General features: G+C 63.7%; 13 protein-coding genes. 7 read left to right on the top strand and 6 right to left on the bottom strand.

Annotated elements, in window-relative coordinates:
- The first annotated feature begins 425 nt into the window (after nt 1-425).
- A complete protein-coding gene (locus CH268_RS26380; RefSeq protein WP_176457096.1) occupies nt 426-980 on the top strand; it encodes a DUF6764 family protein in 555 nt (184 codons plus the stop codon).
- A gap of 26 nt (nt 981-1,006) precedes the next feature.
- Here the strand turns inward: CH268_RS26380 and CH268_RS26375 are convergent, their stop codons facing one another.
- On the bottom strand, nt 1,007-1,543 hold the full coding sequence (locus CH268_RS26375; RefSeq protein ID WP_094666309.1) for an SDR family oxidoreductase: 537 nt from the start codon (nt 1,541-1,543) through the stop codon (nt 1,007-1,009).
- Between the two features lie 156 nt (nt 1,544-1,699).
- On the opposite strand from CH268_RS26375, the gene CH268_RS26370 reads away from it, so the two are divergent.
- Complete coding sequence (locus CH268_RS26370; RefSeq protein ID WP_141215195.1) at nt 1,700-3,721, top strand: DUF222 domain-containing protein; 2,022 nt, start codon at nt 1,700-1,702, stop codon at nt 3,719-3,721.
- Nucleotides 3,722-3,797: 76 nt separating this feature from the next.
- Complete coding sequence (locus tag CH268_RS26365; protein WP_094666363.1) at nt 3,798-4,751, top strand: HAMP domain-containing protein; 954 nt, start codon at nt 3,798-3,800, stop codon at nt 4,749-4,751.
- Nucleotides 4,752-4,786: 35 nt separating this feature from the next.
- Here the strand turns inward: CH268_RS26365 and CH268_RS26360 are convergent, their stop codons facing one another.
- The gene (locus CH268_RS26360) at nt 4,787-5,716 is read right to left on the bottom strand and encodes an SDR family oxidoreductase (protein ID WP_094666307.1); all 930 of its coding nucleotides are present in this window, start codon (nt 5,714-5,716) and stop codon (nt 4,787-4,789) included.
- A 111-nt stretch (nt 5,717-5,827) separates the two neighbouring features.
- Entirely contained in the window at nt 5,828-6,667 is an 840-nt protein-coding gene (locus CH268_RS26355; protein WP_032384021.1) for a helix-turn-helix transcriptional regulator, read from the bottom strand.
- Between the two features lie 65 nt (nt 6,668-6,732).
- On the opposite strand from CH268_RS26355, the gene CH268_RS26350 reads away from it, so the two are divergent.
- A complete protein-coding gene (locus CH268_RS26350) occupies nt 6,733-7,458 on the top strand; it encodes an SDR family NAD(P)-dependent oxidoreductase (RefSeq protein WP_094666306.1) in 726 nt (241 codons plus the stop codon).
- A 19-nt stretch (nt 7,459-7,477) separates the two neighbouring features.
- On the opposite strand, the gene CH268_RS26345 is transcribed toward CH268_RS26350, so the two are convergent.
- Nucleotides 7,478-7,978, bottom strand: a complete 501-nt coding sequence (locus CH268_RS26345) for a metallophosphoesterase family protein (RefSeq protein WP_027496386.1) — start codon at nt 7,976-7,978, stop codon at nt 7,478-7,480.
- 56 nt (nt 7,979-8,034) lie between these two features.
- Nucleotides 8,035-11,310 (bottom strand): error-prone DNA polymerase, encoded by a 3,276-nt coding sequence (locus tag CH268_RS26340; RefSeq protein ID WP_094666362.1) that lies wholly within the window; start codon nt 11,308-11,310, stop codon nt 8,035-8,037.
- A 127-nt stretch (nt 11,311-11,437) separates the two neighbouring features.
- Between CH268_RS26340 and CH268_RS26335 the strand changes: the two genes are divergently transcribed.
- The 3 genes from CH268_RS26335 to CH268_RS26325 all read left to right on the top strand — a co-directional run bounded on the left by CH268_RS26335 (nt 11,438) and on the right by CH268_RS26325 (nt 16,316).
- On the top strand, nt 11,438-13,567 hold the full coding sequence (locus CH268_RS26335; protein WP_094666305.1) for an MMPL family transporter: 2,130 nt from the start codon (nt 11,438-11,440) through the stop codon (nt 13,565-13,567).
- Nucleotides 13,568-13,601: 34 nt separating this feature from the next.
- On the top strand, nt 13,602-15,602 hold the full coding sequence (locus CH268_RS26330; RefSeq protein WP_094666304.1) for an SDR family oxidoreductase: 2,001 nt from the start codon (nt 13,602-13,604) through the stop codon (nt 15,600-15,602).
- 114 nt (nt 15,603-15,716) lie between these two features.
- Nucleotides 15,717-16,316, top strand: a complete 600-nt coding sequence (locus CH268_RS26325; RefSeq protein WP_255182512.1) for a methyltransferase family protein — start codon at nt 15,717-15,719, stop codon at nt 16,314-16,316.
- Between the two features lie 12 nt (nt 16,317-16,328).
- Here CH268_RS26325 and CH268_RS26320 read toward each other — a convergent pair whose 3' ends face one another.
- Nucleotides 16,329-16,838, bottom strand: coding sequence for a hypothetical protein (locus tag CH268_RS26320; RefSeq protein WP_094666303.1), 510 nt, complete (start codon nt 16,836-16,838; stop codon nt 16,329-16,331).
- Nucleotide 16,839 lies beyond the last annotated feature (1 nt).

Raw genomic sequence — 16,839 nt, 5'->3', positions numbered from 1 at the left:
GAGCGTCGACAAATCGATCTGGCCGGAACGGCACCTGCGCTGTGAGACCCAACTAGCGAGCCGCCTCCGACGGCTCGCCAGCCGTCCGATAACAATTTCCTTTCGTTCGGCGGTCGCCCGGGCATGCCGACTCGGAGCATCGCCACCCGCTTCGGAGACCGGCACCGAGCCGACAGGCAAGCCTCAATCATGCACTGACGGAACGGAATTGGCCGGACTTCGCACGTAGAACCTGGACAGTACAAAGGCGGTACGAACCGGCTCGACCGATACCGCAGGGGTCCGAGAAATCGGACTTCTACGACGATTCATCTCCCGATGCCATCGGCACCGTTACACAATCTGTGTCTGCTTGCTGTCACGGACCCCCGGAGCGGGGTACCGTGTGCCGCACCGACCCGTTTCGCTCGTGAAGGAGCTTTCTGTTGTTCTCTGTTTCCCTGCCCCGTACGGTTTCTTCCAACTCCTCCTCCGCGCGAACGTTCAGTCGGTTCGGTAGTCGAATCGCCCGCACCGCAGCTATTTTCGCCATCGGATCGGGCCTGACGGCGGCCGCCTTCGCCGGCACCGCCACCGCGTCGGCGGCACCGGTCACGTGCGTGTCGCCGCCCTCGGCCAACGACATCCAGGTGAGTGACACAGCGAGCTGCGGAGCCACCTCGAGCGGACCCGGAAGCGCCACCGCCGGTGCCGCCGACAGCGGAACTGCCGTCAGTGTCAACGACGGGCCGGGCGCAACCAACACCTACGCCAACGGTTACGGTGTCGCGCTCGGAGCGAGCAAGAACGCGGGCACGGCATACGCGCTCGCACTCGGCGGCGGAATCGCGCACTCGTGGGCAGATGCCGGCCAGACGACCCTCGCGGTCGCAGGATGGGGATCCGGTGCCACATCCGAGGCACGCGGCGTCGACTGCGTCGGGCCGCTGTCGTTGGCACTGAACCTCACGAGCGGTCAGTTCTGCGTTCTCGGTAGCTGATTCTTCATCCGATCGAGCGGAGCCGACTACCCCGACACGGACCCGTCGAGGTAGTCGGCTCCACCTACGTAGACAGTCCGGCCGGACTTCTCGATGGGTCCGATTGCAGCCTCCGTCACAGCCGACGCGAACTCCGCAATGGTCGGGAGCGCACCCTGCGCGGTTCGCGCAGCGACTGAGTCCGGATTACGGCGTTCGAGCAGGGTGACCACGATCATCCCCTCGATCATGTCCCCGGACACCACGACCAATTCGATTCCCCGAGAATCCAATTCAGGAATCATCCCACGCAGTGCATCCTCCCCCGCCCGTTTGCTCGCAGCAACGGGTTCGTATTCGACGGGGACCGGTTTCTTGCCGTGAAAATGCGCCTGGTGGCTGGTGAGGAAGACGATCCGCGAGCCCGGCTCCATACGGGCGATACTTGCGCGAGCCAGCGCCAACTGCGCGTCGCGATTGATACTCATCGCGTAGTCGGGTTCTGCACCGAACTCCAGGCCACCCGAGGCATTGAGAACCAGAACGTCGATTGCGCCGAACTCGGCAACGACAACGTGCAACATGGCGTCGATTGCCGCACCACAGCATCAGCCCGACGTATTCAGGCAGTGTCAGCACGTGCCCACGAGGCACCTTTCCATTCTTGTCGGTGGGTGGAGATACGCTTTCCCCAGTTCGAACGCATGTTCTGAACTGGGGGTCACCGGGGGGTGAAAAAAATGGCTGCACCAGTGGTGTCGTTGGAGGCGTTGATCACTGCCGCGCGGGAAGAGAATCGGCATGCGGCCCGAAAGATCGCTGCCTGCTACGACTTCCACCTCACCTGCATCGCCCAGGATGCGAAGCATCGGCAGTACAGCCGGTACGGACGCACCGAAATGGCACTCGCGTTGAGCTGCTCCGCCACCGTCGCCGAAGCGTACGTGTCCGTCGGCGTGGCACTGCACACCCGGCTTCCTCTGGTGAAAACCACATTCGAAGCCGGCGACATCGACCTCCCCCGCGTACGTACGGTGTGCCGGATCCTCGACAACCTCTCCGACGACATCGTGAGGTCCGTCGAGGGCGACATCGTCGAGGCGGCCCGACGGTCGTCACCGGGGCCGTTGGAGAAGGAGATCTGGGACATTCTGCTGCGGGTCGCACCGGAGGAAGCAGCAGCACTACGCGAGTTCGCCAAGAGGTTTCGTAACGTCACCTACAGCCCGGCCGGGGAATTGGCCCGCATACGAGCAGAATTGACTGCACCCGAAGCCGCAGCCGCATGGCAGCTCCCGGAGGAGATGGCCGACACGGTGTGCGTGAAGGATCCGCGCGGTAAGCAGGAACGACTGTGTGATGCGTTCATGGCGCGGATGCACGGTGAACCCAGGCTGACATGCCTGTGCCAACGCGCGGACTGCCCGAAGACCGAGACCGAGACCGTATTGCCGGATCGTCGGGTGCCGTTGACGATGATCACCGTCGACATCGCCACCCTCATCGGACTGCTCGCGAACCCTGCGTACCTGGCCGGGCACGGTTCCATCGACCCTGATCTGGCACGAGAGTTGGCGCGCAACAGTCAGTGGCAGATCCTGCTCACCGAAGCAGTGACCCTTGCAGAGGCACTCGGACTGGCGGTGCAGAACCCGGAGACCGGGGAGTGGGAACGACGATCGGCTGAATCGACAGACACCACAGACACCACAGCCCAGCCGAACACGACAGAACCCGAGCCGGCACAGCCGAAGTCGGCAGCATCGAACGTAGCCGAATGGAACGCGACGGAATCGAATAAACCTCCAGCGCATGCGGATACACGCACAGACACAGGCACCAGCACCGCAACGCGCGCAGCAGCGCCGACGGACAACGCAACGGAGAAGTCAGCGCCAGCGGACACGGCAGCACCGACAACTCACACCGAAGGCGCGACCAAGAATGCAACCGACAGTGCAGAACGCGTGGACGATGCAGGGCCGGGTCCGGGTTCGGCTGCTGCACAGACCGATTCGACGACTGTTCCGACACCACCCGAGCCGACCGTTGATGAGGACACCCGGCAACGACGTCGGAATGCCCTTGCCTCCGCAGCGGCACTGTTCTGTACTCACACCCCAATCGGCCGGGGCGCACGGCACAGCTCTGCCCTCGACCTACCCTCGATGATCCGGTCGAACCGCCGCATCATGCACACACCGGCAGGCATCTACCTCGGCAATGCGTCCCTCGCCGCAGCACTCGAAGCCGCCATCGCCGCCGACCCCACTCTCGGAACATCCGTCGGGCGCGACCCACTCACCGACCGAGCCCTGATCTACAGACCCGACGCCCTCACCATCGCCGCCGTCCGACTCCGCGACCGCCACTGCCGCTTCCCCGGCTGCCACCGACCCGCCGCACGCTGCCAACTCGACCACGTGATCCCGTTCGACCACGCCAACCCACTCGGCGGCGGCTGGACCACCGTCAACAACCTCCAATGCCTCTGCGAATACCACCACAGCGTCAAAACCGCAGGCTACTGGACCGCCGTCATGCTCCCCGGCGGCGCCATCCTATGGACCTCCACCTCGAAGACCACCCGAATCACCCTGCCAGCCAACGGAACCACAGTACCCATCATCGGCAACGACCTCCGGCCACACATCCCCACCCAACCCAGAAGATCAGGCATCATCGCCTACCCCGACCCACCCGACAACCCGACCCCCGAGCCAGAACCGACCAACGAAGAAGACGAGGAGCCGCCCTTCTGAGTATCGGTGCGCTCTGCGGTGCCTCCTCATGGCAGCCTCGCGAATTCTGGTCGCTGCCGACCGGCATACTCGATCCATGACGTATTCACGTGCGCACACCCGCCCGAGGGCGCTGTCGTTGCACGGACGGATTCGAGTGTTGACGATGAGCCTGGCCGCGCTCGCCGTTGCGGTCAGCGCTCTGGCGATCTACCTCGTCGCAGAGCAGTCGCTTCGTTCGCAGATCATCGACCGTGTCGGCCGAAACAGCGATGCGCTGATCGCCAGCGCAGCGTCGGGAGTGCCGGCCGATCTGTTCGGGTTCGGGATCGAGGACACGGAAGGAACCGCGGTCAAAGTTGCGTTGATGACCACCGATGGCACCTTGGTGTCCTCGTCCAACGGCACCTACCCTTTCACCAACTCCGATGGTGGGCTCGACGATCCGGAGAAGGCTGTCACCGAGGGCCGCGCCGATCGGTCACTGCGGGAGGTTCGCGGCTACTACATCTCCGCCGAGCGCACCGATTCCGGTGAGACGATCATGGTGGCCGAAGCCCTGAGCGGTACGTCTCCACTGCTCGGAAAACTCACGCTTGCCCTGATCCTCGTCGGGGCGTTTCTCGTGGCCCTCGCTGGTGTGGCCGGCGCAGCCGTCGCTCGCACCGGACTTCGTCCGGTCAGACGGTTGCGCGCCGGAACGGAACGAGTGGCCAGGACGGGTGCCTTCGAGCCCATCGACGTCAACGGAGACGACGAACTGGCGTCTCTCGCCAACAGTTTCAACGAGATGCTGGCTGCGCTCTCGCTTTCGCGGGCACGACAGGGACAGTTGATAGTCGACGCCGGTGCCGAACTGATGGAACCGTTGACCGCGCTGCGCACCAACATCGATCTGTTGATGTCCCTCGACGGCCCGAATGCCCCGGTCATGCCCGATGAGCAGCAGGACCGACTGCGCGTGGAGGTCATCGAACAGATGGACGTCATCATCGGACTGGTGCACGACTTGGTCGACCATGCCAGAGAGCCCGCACCGACCCAGCATTGAGAACCCAGCAGTGGGCACCGAGCAGGGCCCGCGACTCAGGATCCGAGTCGTACACCGGTGAGAACCTCGGATGCGTCCCACAGACGTCGCGCATCGTCCATGCTGCGCAACGGCTTCCATATGGAGACCTCGGCCGGGGGACCACCGATCAGGCGTCTGGGTCCTACGAACTGGTCGCCTCGCGACAGTGTTCCCGCTGCTGCCACCACAGCCGGCTGCGCGGCGCTGTCCACGCTCCCCGCAATCCCGACGCGAGCCAGAACGCTGATCAGCCCGCGGCCGGCCGAATCCTTGGGTCGTCCCAGGCCCGGTTGAGCCGCAAGCAGATTCGTCGGGGAGATTCCGGGATGCGCCATGTTGCTGGTGATTCCCCACCCGCCGGCCCTACTGCGCGCCTCGAGCTCACGGGCGAACAGCCCCACAGCGATCTTGGATTGGCTGTAGGCCTTCATGACGTCGTAGGACTGCTCCCAATTCAAGTCGTCCCAGTTGATGGCCCCCACGCGTGCCGCGATGCTGGTCTGGTGAGTGACCCGTCCTGCGCCTTCTCGGAGCAGTGGGAGCAGGCCGAGGGTGAAGGCGAAGTGACCGAGGTGGTTCGTACCGAATTGCAGCTCGAACCCGTCCTGGGTGACCTGCCGCTGCGGCGGTTGCATGACACCGGCGTTGTTGACGAGAACGTCGATCGGTCGGCCTTCCGACAAGAACTCGTCGACCGATGCGCCAACGGAGGTCAGTGACGACAGATCGAGGAGCCGAGTGCTGACCTTCGCGTTCGGCACGGATGACCGAATCGATTCGACTACCCGCTCTCCCTTGGCGGCTGAGCGCACGGGCATGACGACCTCGGCTCCCGAACGAGCGAGAGAAGTCGCAATCACCGCGCCGAGACCGTCACTCGCTCCGGTGACGACGACACGCTTTCCAGTGAGATTCCTGATCGATGTATCTGCGATGCGGGCCATTGTGAGCTCCTCGGCTGTAGTGATCGAGCGATTTGGATGCGCTGACATCCATGGTCGTGCCACACGCCGCTCTGATCCAGGACTTGCCGATCCACTGATGAGCAGACCTCGTCAGGTCAGTACGTCAGTACCGACAACCGAGAGCAGTTCCAATCTTGCATAGCTCTCGCTGCCCGGCACGGCTGTGTACACCAGCAGTCGATGCGATTGCTCGGGGTCGAGCAGCGTCTGACAATGCAGCTCGATCTGGCCGACCGCCGGATGGATGAAGGTCTTGAACTCGGGGGGACGAACACCCACTTCGCGCCGCTCCCACAACACTCGGAATTCCTCGCTGGACGCTTGGAGTCGAGCGGCCAGTCGAGCCGCCTGCGAGTCCGGGCCGCGCAGGGTCGCGACTTCCCGTAAACCCGAGGCGTATGCCCTCGACAGCAAGGCGCGATCTTCGAGCGGATACGACTGCTGGACAGCAGGATCGGTGAACCAGCGATATCCGAGACTCCTATCCGGCCCGGTCCGGTGCGTTGCGTCTCCGGTCAAGGCTGCTGCCAGAGGCGTCTGTCGAAGGGTCTCTCCGATCTCGGAGATGATCTCGGCCGGCGTGTCGTGCAGGCGATCCATGATGCGCAACAGGCCAGGGCTGACGTGCTCGCTTGCCGCACCGCGTACCGGTGGACTCTGGCCGGCCAAGCGGAAGACGTGGTCGCGCTCGTCCAACGACAGGTGCAGACCCTGCGCTATCGACGCGATCATCTGCTCCGATGGAGCGGGGCCTGTTCCGCGCTCGAGGCGCGCGTAGTAATCGGTCGACATGTGGCACAGGCCGGCTACTTCTTCCCGGCGCAGACCCCGCGTTCGACGCCGTTGTCCACGCGGAAGTCCGACATCCTCGGGCTGTAGCGCCTCTCGGCGCTGCTTGAGAAAAGCGGCCAATTCCGGTCTGTCGATCAACAGAACCCTCCTCTGTCGTGCGTTGCCCGCCATTGTGCTCCTTCGGTACTCGCTATTGTCGAACGATGAATGCCCCTTTGACGATCGTGACCGGCGGCAGCCGCGGAATCGGAGCCGCAGTATCTCGGCGTCTCGTGGCCGATGGGCACGACGTCGTGATCGCCTACCGCTCGGATTCTGCGACCGCCGACGCAGTGGTGAACGAACTGTCGAGCGCCGACCGAACGGTCGTCGCGATACGTGCCGACACCACCGACGAGCGGTCGGTGATCGATCTGTTCGCTGCTGCTGCCGAGATCGGCACTGTCACCGGATTGGTGAACAACGCCGGATCGGCGCGCGCAGTAGGGACCCTGGCGAACAACGACATCGAGACGATCAGGGCAGACTTGGACGTCAACCTGGTCGGCGTCCTGACCTGCTGCAAGTACGCCATACACGCGATGGCCGACCACGGCGGTGCCATCGTCAACATCTCCTCCGCGGCAGCCACCATCGGAAGTCCCGGTAAGTACGTGCACTACGCCGCGGCCAAGGCAGCCGTCGACACCTTGACGGTCGGTCTGTCCAAAGAGCTTGCCGCGCAGAACATTCGTGTCAACGCCGTCGCGCCGGGGGTCATCGAGACCGAGTTTCACAAAGACCGTGAGCGACCACGGAAAATGGCGTCGAGCATCCCCCTCGGCCGCCCTGGAGTACCCGACGAGATCGCCGGCGCGGTGTCGTGGCTGTTGTCCGAGGATTCGCGCTACGCCACCGGAACGGTCGTCAGAGTCGCAGGCGGAATGTGACGGACACTCGGCATGCCGATCAGCGAGGCGGAAGTCGATGCAGCTCGACGTCTGTCAGCTCGCCGCCATCGGCAACGGCGGTGAGGTAGGTACAGAACGGCTGCCGGCGCCGATCCGTCGGCGATCCGGGGTTGAGCAGCCGTAGACCGTTGTCGGCCGTCGTATCCCACGGAATGTGACTGTGTCCGAACACGAGGACGTCGGTATCGGGGTATTCGGTCGCCATCCGGCGCTCGCGTCCTGTCGCGGCTCCGGTCTCGTGGACGACGGTGAAGCGCACGCCGCCGAGTACCACGTCGGCACGTTCGGGCATGACCGCACGCAGCTCGTCGCCGTCGTTGTTTCCCCAGCAGGCGACCAGCGAACGAGATCGCTGCGAGAGTGCCTCGAACGTCGCGAGATTCACCCAATCGCCGGCATGGATCACCACATCGGCGTCGTCGACGGCGGCCCACACCTGATCGGGCAGCACTTTCGCTCGGGTGGGCAGGTGAGTGTCCGCGATGATCAGTAGCTTCACGTTTCGATTCTGCACCGGCGTCCTGCTCGATGACGCGCGGGCAGGCCGGAAGTTAATCAGCGAAAGTCTCTGGATCGGGACGCAACTCGCAGATCCATCAATTGCAGATGGTCTGCCACCACGGTCACCGCCCCCTCGGCATTCTGCACTTTGCCTCGAATGAGCAACGCCGGAGCGGTGATTGCGAGTTTGCGGTACTTCGCCCACAACCCCACCGAGCACACGACGTTGACCATGCCGGTTTCGTCTTCGAGGTTGATGAACGTGACGCCTCCCGCGGTTGCAGGACGTTGACGATGCGTCACTGCACCGCCGACGAGAACCCGGTCGCCATCGGGGATCTGCAGCAGCCGATTGGCGGGCACCACGCCGAGGGAATCCAGCCGATCCCGGAAGAACTGAGTGGGGTAGGAATTGGGTGACACTCCCGTTGCCCAGACATCGGCCGACGCCAGATCGAGGTCCGTCATACCCGGCAGCGCAGGCGCTTTCGTCGATGCGCCGACGCCGGGGAGCAGACCGGGCCGCTCCCCCGCGGCCGCTCCGGCAGCCCACAACGCCTCTCGACGAGTGATGCCGAAACACCCCAGCGCGCCGGCCGTGGCCAGTGCTTCCGCTTGCGCCACCGACAGTTCGACGCGTCCCGTCAGATCCAGAAACGAGGTGTACGGCCCGTGTGCGTCTCGCGCGTCGACGATCTTCTGGGCAAGTGTCGTCCCGATGAACTTCACGTCCGCCAAACCCATGCGGATCTCGAGACCGTCTGCCTCGAGATTTGCATGACCGAGACTGGCGTTGACGTCGGCACCGTGCACGACCACGCCGTGCCGTCGGGCATCGGCCACCAGAGACTGAGGTGAGTAGAAGCCCATCGGCTGAGCACGAAGGAGACCGGCACAGAACGCCGCCGGATGGTGCAGCTTGAACCACGACGAGTAGAAGACCAACGAGGCAAAGCTCTGCGAATGGCTTTCGGGAAAGCCGAAGTTGGCGAACGCCGAGAGCTTTTCGTAGATTCGATCCGCGGCTGCACCGGTGATGCCGTGCAGATCACGCATTCCGTCGTAGAACCGTCCACGAAGCAATTCCATCTTCTCCGGAGACCGTTTCGATCCCATGGCTCGACGCAGCTGATCGGCATCGGCGGCGCTGAAGCCCGCGACGTCGATGGCCATCTGCATCAGCTGTTCCTGGAACAGCGGTACCCCGAGAGTTCGATCGAGAGCTTTCTTCAGCGACGGATGATCGAAGGTGACCGGTTCGAGTCCGTTGCGCCGCTTGACGTACGGGTGCACCGAGCCACCTTGGATGGGACCGGGACGAATCAAGGCGACCTCGACGACGAGATCGTAGAAATTACGCGGCTTGAGCCGCGGAAGAGTGGCCATCTGGGCCCGCGACTCGACCTGGAACACACCGACCGAATCGGCCCGTTGCAGCATCTCGTACACCGCATGTTCGGACAGGTCGATCGAGGCGAGGTCGATCTCGATGCCCTTGTGTTCGGCGACCAGGTCGATCATGTAATGCAGAGCCGAGAGCATCCCGAGCCCGAGCATGTCGAACTTGACCAAACCCACTGCGGCACAATCGTCTTTGTCCCATTGCAGCACACTGCGATTCTCCATCGTCGCCCATTCCACCGGGCACACGTCGGCGATCGGTCGGTCGCAGATCACCATTCCTCCCGAATGGATGCCGAGGTGACGCGGAAAGCCCTCGATCTGACGGGCGAGGTCGAGAACGGAATCGGGGATCCCGTCGCCGTCCTGATCGCCGATTCCGGACCACCGGGTGATCTGCTTGCTCCACGCGTCCTGTTGCCCCTGGGAGAACCCGAGAGCGCGAGCCATGTCTCGTACCGAGGACTTCCCGCGATAGGTGATGACGTTGGCGACCTGAGCGGCATGGGTACGGCCGTACTTGGCGTACACGTGCTGAATGGCCTCTTCTCGCCGATCCGACTCGATGTCGATGTCGATGTCCGGAGGGCCGTCGCGTTCGGGTGCGAGAAACCGCTCGAAGAGCAACTTGTTGGCGACCGGATCGACATTCGTGATTCCGATGGCGTAGCAGACTGCCGAGTTCGCCGCCGAACCTCGCCCCTGGCACAGAATGTCGTGGGTCTTGCAGAAATGAACGATGTCGTGCACCACCAGGAAGTAACCCGGAAATTCGAGCCGCTCGATGATGTCGAGCTCGTACTCCAACTGCGAATATGCAGCCGGGTTCGCCGACTGCGGGCCGTACCGCCGGGCAGCACCCTCGAACGTGAGCCGCCGCAGGTAACTGATCTCGGTGTAACCGTCGGGCACCTCGAACGGTGGGAGACGAGGCGCGATCAGTTTCAGATCGAACGTGCATTCCCGACCCAGCTCGACGGCACCGCGCACTGCACCGGGATAGTGCTCGAACAGCTCCGCCATCTCCGCCCCCGACCGCAGATGTGCACCACCCGTCGGTGCCAGCCACCCTGCCGCCTCGTCCAGACTGCTCCGGGCACGTACCGCAGCCATCGCCATGGCCAACCTTCGACTACGTGGACTGGCGTAGTGCGCCGCCGTGGTGGCGATCATCGGCAGACCGTACCGGCGAGCCAGCGCCGCGAGAGCGTCGTTGCGCTCATCGTCGTCGGCAGTGCCGTGCCTGGTGAGCTCGACGGTGATGCGCTCGGCCCCGAACCGATCGACCAGATCACGCAGCGCGAGATCGGCCGCCTCCGGCCCACCCCGCGAGAGTGCTTGGCGAACATGCCCTTTGCGACAACCGGTCAGGATCTGCCAGTGCCCTCCCGCCGATTCGGTGAGTTCGTCCACGTCGTACCGCGGCTCCCCCTTGACTCCGCCGGCCAGATGCGCGGCCGCGATCCGACGCGACAGCCGCCGATACCCTTCCTGTCCACGAGCGAGCACCAGAAGATGCGTACCGTCGGGATCGGTCGCTCCGGCCCTGGACCGGTGGGTGTCGAGCGACAGCTCGGCACCGAACACCGTTCCGATGCCGAGGGCTCGTGCTGCCTCGGCGAAACGTACGACGCCGTAGAAGCCGTCGTGGTCGGTGATCGCAATGGATTCGAGTCCCAGACGCACCGCTTCCTCGACCATTTCCTCCGGCTGCGATGCTCCGTCGAGAAAGCTGAACGCAGAATGCGCATGCAGTTCTGCGTACGGTGTGGACGGCCCGACCGAATCGGGCCGGCGACCCTGGTAGGCGTCGCGTTTGCGCGACCACGCCGGGCTGTCGCCCCCATCGCCTTCGACGACCGGCTTGGGGCGCCCGGAGAGGACTCGCTCCATTTCCGACCAGGTGGGCGGCCCGTCGTTCCATCCCATCGAGACCACCTCCTTCACACCGTCACACACATCGTCGAACACTTGTTCTAATAAGAACACGAGGGTCCGACACGATCAACTACAGTCGAATCGCTACTCACCCCTTCCACAGAGCCGGAGCACAGTTGTGACGCGTTGGGCATCGTTCGTCGTATCGCACAAGCGATGGGTGCTCGCCGTCGTCGTCGCGGTCGTAGCCGTCGGCGGCGTGCTGGGACTGGGCGTCTTCTCGAAACTGAGCGAGGGCGGATACGCCGACGCAGGCAGCGAATCGTCACAGGTCGCGCGGCTGGTCCAGGGCATCGGCCAACCGACCCCCGACATCGTCGCGATCTACACCGCACCCGACGGACGCACGATCGACGACATCGGACCACAGGTGCAGTCGACACTCGACGAATTCCGCAGCCGCTACACCCTCGGAAACGTGAACTCCTACTGGACCGCGGACCCGGTGACCAAAGAATTCCTGGTCTCGAAGGACCGAACCAAGGCACTGGTGACGATATCCCTGGGTGCGAAATCGGGAGTTACGTTCAACACGTTCGGTGAGCTACCTCCACAACTCGTCGTCCCCGGCATCGAGTCGCAATTCGCCGGCGCATCGGTCGTGGGAGTCTCGCTCAGCCAAACCCTCGAGCGAGACCTCGTGCGCTCGGAGATCATCGCCGTCCCCATCACACTTCTACTTCTCGTCTTCATCTTCGGTGGCGTGATCGCCGCAGCGGTACCGGTATTCGTCGGGATTCTCAGTGTGCTCAGCTCGCTGGCAATCCTGCGGGTGCTCACCGAATTCACCGAGGTGAGCTCGTTCTCGATCAACGTCGCGTCATTGCTCGGCCTCGGCTTGGCCATTGACTACGGACTGTTCATCGTCAGTCGATTCCGCGAGGAACTCCGCACCGGGTCGTCGTCGATGGAGGCGACCGTACGTACCGTGTCCACTGCGGGGCGCACCGTCGTCTTCTCCGGACTGCTCCTGATCTGTGCGTTCGCGGGCATGCTGGTCTTCCCGCAGGCGGTGATTCGATCCCTCGGTTTCGGTGCCATGGCCGCGGTGGCCAGCGCCGCCCTGCTGTCCCTGACCGCGGTGCCCGCCCTGCTCGCCCTTCTCGGCACTCGCATCAACTCCTGGACCTGGTCGCGTACCGCCTCGGACCGCAGTGACGCACGCGCACACAAGTTCTGGGGTGGCGTCGTCACCCGAGTGATGAAGAATCCAGGCATCGTCGCCGCCGTCATCGTCGCCGGCTTGTTGATCGTCGCCACGCCGATTCTGAAAGTCTCCTTGGGGGAGGTCGACTACACCGCACTACCGAAGAACGACCCGGCACGGGCAGCCTTCGAAACCCTCGCCTCCGACTTCGAGTCCACCGGCGACGGTGCCACCGTGGTGCTGCGGGGTCTCGACGGCGTCAAGCCTCAGGGCCCGCCCGTTGCGGAACTGACCGCAGCGATGAACGCCACCCCCGGCGTGGCCCGAGCCGAATTCCTCGGATCCAAGGACGATCTGGTGGCATTCCAGGCGTCCTACAGCGAACCCAGCGACGGAACGACCGAGGCTCGGTCCCAATCGAATGCGGTGACTGCCCTCCGCGCGATCACTCCACCGGACGGCACCGAAATCCTCGTCGGCGGCGGACGCGCGAACGTCGACGACGGTAATGCCGCGATAGCGAAATGGCTGCCGGTGATGATCGCGATCATGGTGATCTCGACGTTGGTCCTGCTGTTCCTGGCCTTCGGCTCGATAGTGCTGCCGATCAAAGCAGTTCTCATGGCCGGGCTGAGCCTGGCAGCGACCTTCGGGGCACTGACCTGGGTGTTCCAGGAAGGTCACGGCGCAAGCCTGCTGGGAGTGACACCCGGCCCGCTCGAGTCGACCTTCGTCGTACTCATCCTCGCAGTCATCTTCGGCCTGTCGACCGACTACGAAGTGTTCTTGATGTCTCGGATGGTCGAAGCGCGCTCGGCAGGTGCTTCCACCGAGGAGGCCGTCATTTTCGGAGCCCAACGCACCGGACGCATCGTCACTGCCGCGGCCCTGATCCTGATCGTCGTCACTGGGGCATTCACGATCTCGGGCCTGTCGATCATGAAGTTCCTCGGCTTCGGCGTGATTCTGGCGCTGATCATCGACGCCACCATCATCCGCATGCTGCTGGTGCCCTCCTTGGTCAAGCTCATGGGCGAAGCCAACTGGTGGGCCCCGGCGTGGATGAAGAAGGTGCACGAGAAGGCCGGTATGGGGCACTAGCCGTCAAACTTACCGAGGAGTAAGGTCGCCTCGCATGGCGAGCTACATCGTGACCGGCGGTACCGGGTTTCTGGGTAAGAACTTGCTGCCCCGACTTCTCGGACGTGATGCGGACGCCCTCGTCCATGTACTCGTTCGACCGCAATCGGTCGCTCGACTCGAGAAGCTGGCCGACGATCTGGACGGCGGCGACAGAATCCGCCCACTGATCGGCGATCTCGTCGAACCCGGGCTCGGCCTGAAAGACGTTCCGGCCGACGTCGATCACATTCTGCATCTCGGTGCCGTCTACGACCTCACGGCGGGAGACGAGCAAACCCCGACCAATGTCGCCGGAACAGCGTCGGTGATCGAACTGGCGAACAGGACCGGCGCTCGTCTGCACCAAATCTCGTCGATCGCAGTGGCAGGTGACTACCGAGGGACGTTCTCCGAGAACGATTTCGACAAGGGGCAGAACTTTCCGACGGCGTATCACCGCACCAAGTTCGAGTCCGAGAAACTGGTTCGCGGCAGCTCCGCGGACTGGCGGGTGTACCGCCCCGCTGCCGTGGTCGGGCACTCCGAGACCGGCGCGACAGACAAGATCGATGGCCCGTACTACTTCTTTCCACTGTTCGCCGAGCTGGCGAAACTGCCTGCGGTCCTGCCGATCACGGTACCCAAGATCGGACACACCAACCTGGTTCCGGTCGACTACGTCGCGGACGCCATTGTGGAACTGGTTCACCGAGACACCCCGTCCGGCAGCGTTTTTCACCTGGTGAATCCGGAGCCTCAGTCGATGGCCGAGGTGTACTCCGCATTCTCTTCGGCTGCCGGATCACGCGCCAGAATCGTCGACATCCCAGGGAAGCTGGTTGCCCCCGTGGTGTCACCCACATCCGCAGCGGTTCGGAAACAACGCAACGCTGCGCTTCGCGATCTGGGCGTGCCGCCGGTGATGCTCGATCATCTGACTCTGCCGACCGTCTTCGAGTCCGCAACGACACAGAAAGCATTGCAGGGCAGCTCCATCGCACCGCCGCCGCTGCGGACGTACGCCGACCGCCTGTGGCAATACTGGATCGAGAATCTCGACCCCAAGCGCAACCGCCGAGACGACCCACGCGGTCCGCTGTTCGGACGTCACATCGTCATCACCGGCGGGTCCTCCGGTATCGGCAGGGCCAGCGCCGAGGCCGCTGCACGAAAAGGAGCGGTGGTCATCGTGCTCGCGCGCGGCCAAGATCAGTTGGACGAGGTCGTCCAGCAGATTCGCGCCGACGGCCATGTCGCTCATGGGTATTCGTGCGATGTCACCGACAGCGAATCGGTCGAACGAACAGTGAAAGCGATACTGCACGACCACGGGCACGTGGACATGCTCGTCAACAGCGCGGGCCGATCCATTCGCCGCGCGCTCTACCGTTCCACCGACCGATTGCACGACTACGAACGCACCATGGCCGTCAACTACTTCGGAGCGATTCGTGTGGTGTTGGCGCTACTGCCGCACATGCGCGAACGCAGCTTCGGACATGTGGTCAACATTTCCAGCGCTGCAGTGCTGGGGCACCCTCCTCGATTCTCGGCGTACGTGGCGAGCAAGGCAGCACTCGACGGTTTCACCGATGTTGCTGCAGCAGAGACGCTCTCGGACGGAATCACCTACACGACCATTCACATGCCGCTGGTGGACACCCCGATGATCACCCCGACGGGCGACAAGAACGTCGGCACTGTCTTCTCACCGGAGAAGGCAGCCGCGATCGTCATCCGCGCGCTGAGCGACAAGCCGAAGCGAATCGACACCCCACTGGGAACACTCGGACAGTTCGGGGCCATCTTCAGCCCCAAGGGCAAAGATCGCACGATGCATCAGCACTACCGAAAATTCGCCGAGTCGGCCGCCGCCAAGGGCGAAACGCCGGCACCCGGCGAAGACGGGAAAGTGCCCTATCGGGTTCGGCCGTACGACCCGTCGACCCCCAGCGCGCGTATAGGCAAGGTCGTCCGCCGCATCGGCAGGTTGGTACCCGGCACCAGTTGGTGACGTGCACGTCAGGGGGCCACGGCAGTCCACAGGGTCCAGCGATCGCGTTCGATCGTGGAGTGGGCGGTCTGGGTGATGTTCCGTTACGGGTCCGCGTCTGCGAAGCTGTCACGCGTGATCGCCGAGAAGCTGCCGTTGTTCGTGACCGATCGTGCGGCCGCTGCTGTTCTGGTGGCAGCATTCACCGGCTTCGTGTGGTCGGAATACAAGATGGGAATGCGGAAGCCGCGGGCCGGCTCTTCGAATCGAGACAATGGTTCCGGTCGCGCCGTCGGCCGCGGCCTTGTGCTCTCGTATGGCGGAGGCCTTCTCCTGAGCGTGATCTCGCCTGCCACTGTATGCACCCGCCACCGACGGGCGGTGTTCCTGACAGGGTTGGCCACCGCAACCCTCGGGCAGACACTTCGGGTCTCGGCAGCTCGCACACTCGGAGAGTCCTTCACCTTCGTGGTCCACACACACCCTGAGCAACTCGTGGTTCGGACGGGCCCGTATCGGTTCATTCGCCACCCGTCGTATACCGGCGCACTGATCTGTGCGCTCGGTTTCTGTATTGCGTACGGGAACTGGCTTTCTCCCGCCATGGTGGCATTTCTGGCCGGAGGATACGTACGCAGAATCCCATCGGAGGAGAAGGCCATGCTCGAGGGATTGGGAGACGCGTACGCCGAATACATGGCACGCTCGAAACGATTGGTGCCCTTCGTCTTCTAGCCTGGTTTTTCCTCAGCGCAACAGAGCTCTTGCCCACACTCGCAGAAATCCCTGACTCAGGTATGTCAATGAGCCGATGGCCAGTATCCATTTGACGGTGCTGACCACGGTGGTGGCCCGTACGACGGTGTCGGAGATCTGTTCTCGGTTGTCCACCAGTATCAGCCCGACGATGTTTTCGATGTAGTCACCGGCAGCGGAGGCCACGGGAGCGAGAGCCAATGCCGTCGTTACTGCAGGGCTCAGCGGAGTCTTCGCCGCCAAGCTCCTCGCACCCGCACGCAGTGCGATGGCATAGATGGCCGGGTGGACGAAGTCGGGCAGATAATGACTGCGAAAGCAGGCGATCTCCGTCTCGTCCATGCTCGCCAGAATCTGCCGGTACCGCTGTTCGGACCAGGCCGTCTGCACGGCAAGCACTTTCGGTGCCGCGGGCCCGAGCAACCGGGCGATATTGGCCTGGGAGACGACGAACAACGCCGACCATCCCAGTAGCTTCCGATCCAGCACAGTCAGCGACATG

Origin of the sequence: Rhodococcus sp. 06-1460-1B (assembly GCF_002258475.1) — a bacterium.
In the GTDB taxonomy this organism is placed as follows: Bacteria; Actinomycetota; Actinomycetes; order Mycobacteriales; family Mycobacteriaceae; genus Rhodococcoides; species Rhodococcoides fascians.
The sequence above is the reverse complement of the archived record's forward strand: the minus strand, read 5'-3'. Positions and strand labels throughout refer to the sequence as shown.

Coding starts and splice junctions, on each gene's coding strand:
- CH268_RS26360 (WP_094666307.1), bottom strand. CDS start 5,716: ATGGCCCGCATCGCAGATACATCGATCAGGAATCTCACTGGAAAGCGT.
- CH268_RS26340 (WP_094666362.1), bottom strand. CDS start 11,310: ATGGGATGGAACGACGGGCCGCCCACCTGGTCGGAAATGGAGCGAGTC.
- CH268_RS26365 (WP_094666363.1), top strand. CDS start 3,798: ATGACGTATTCACGTGCGCACACCCGCCCGAGGGCGCTGTCGTTGCAC.
- CH268_RS26350 (WP_094666306.1), top strand. CDS start 6,733: ATGAATGCCCCTTTGACGATCGTGACCGGCGGCAGCCGCGGAATCGGA.
- CH268_RS26375 (WP_094666309.1), bottom strand. CDS start 1,543: ATGTTGCACGTTGTCGTTGCCGAGTTCGGCGCAATCGACGTTCTGGTT.
- CH268_RS26320 (WP_094666303.1), bottom strand. CDS start 16,838: ATGTCGCTGACTGTGCTGGATCGGAAGCTACTGGGATGGTCGGCGTTG.
- CH268_RS26330 (WP_094666304.1), top strand. CDS start 13,602: ATGGCGAGCTACATCGTGACCGGCGGTACCGGGTTTCTGGGTAAGAAC.
- CH268_RS26370 (WP_141215195.1), top strand. CDS start 1,700: ATGGCTGCACCAGTGGTGTCGTTGGAGGCGTTGATCACTGCCGCGCGG.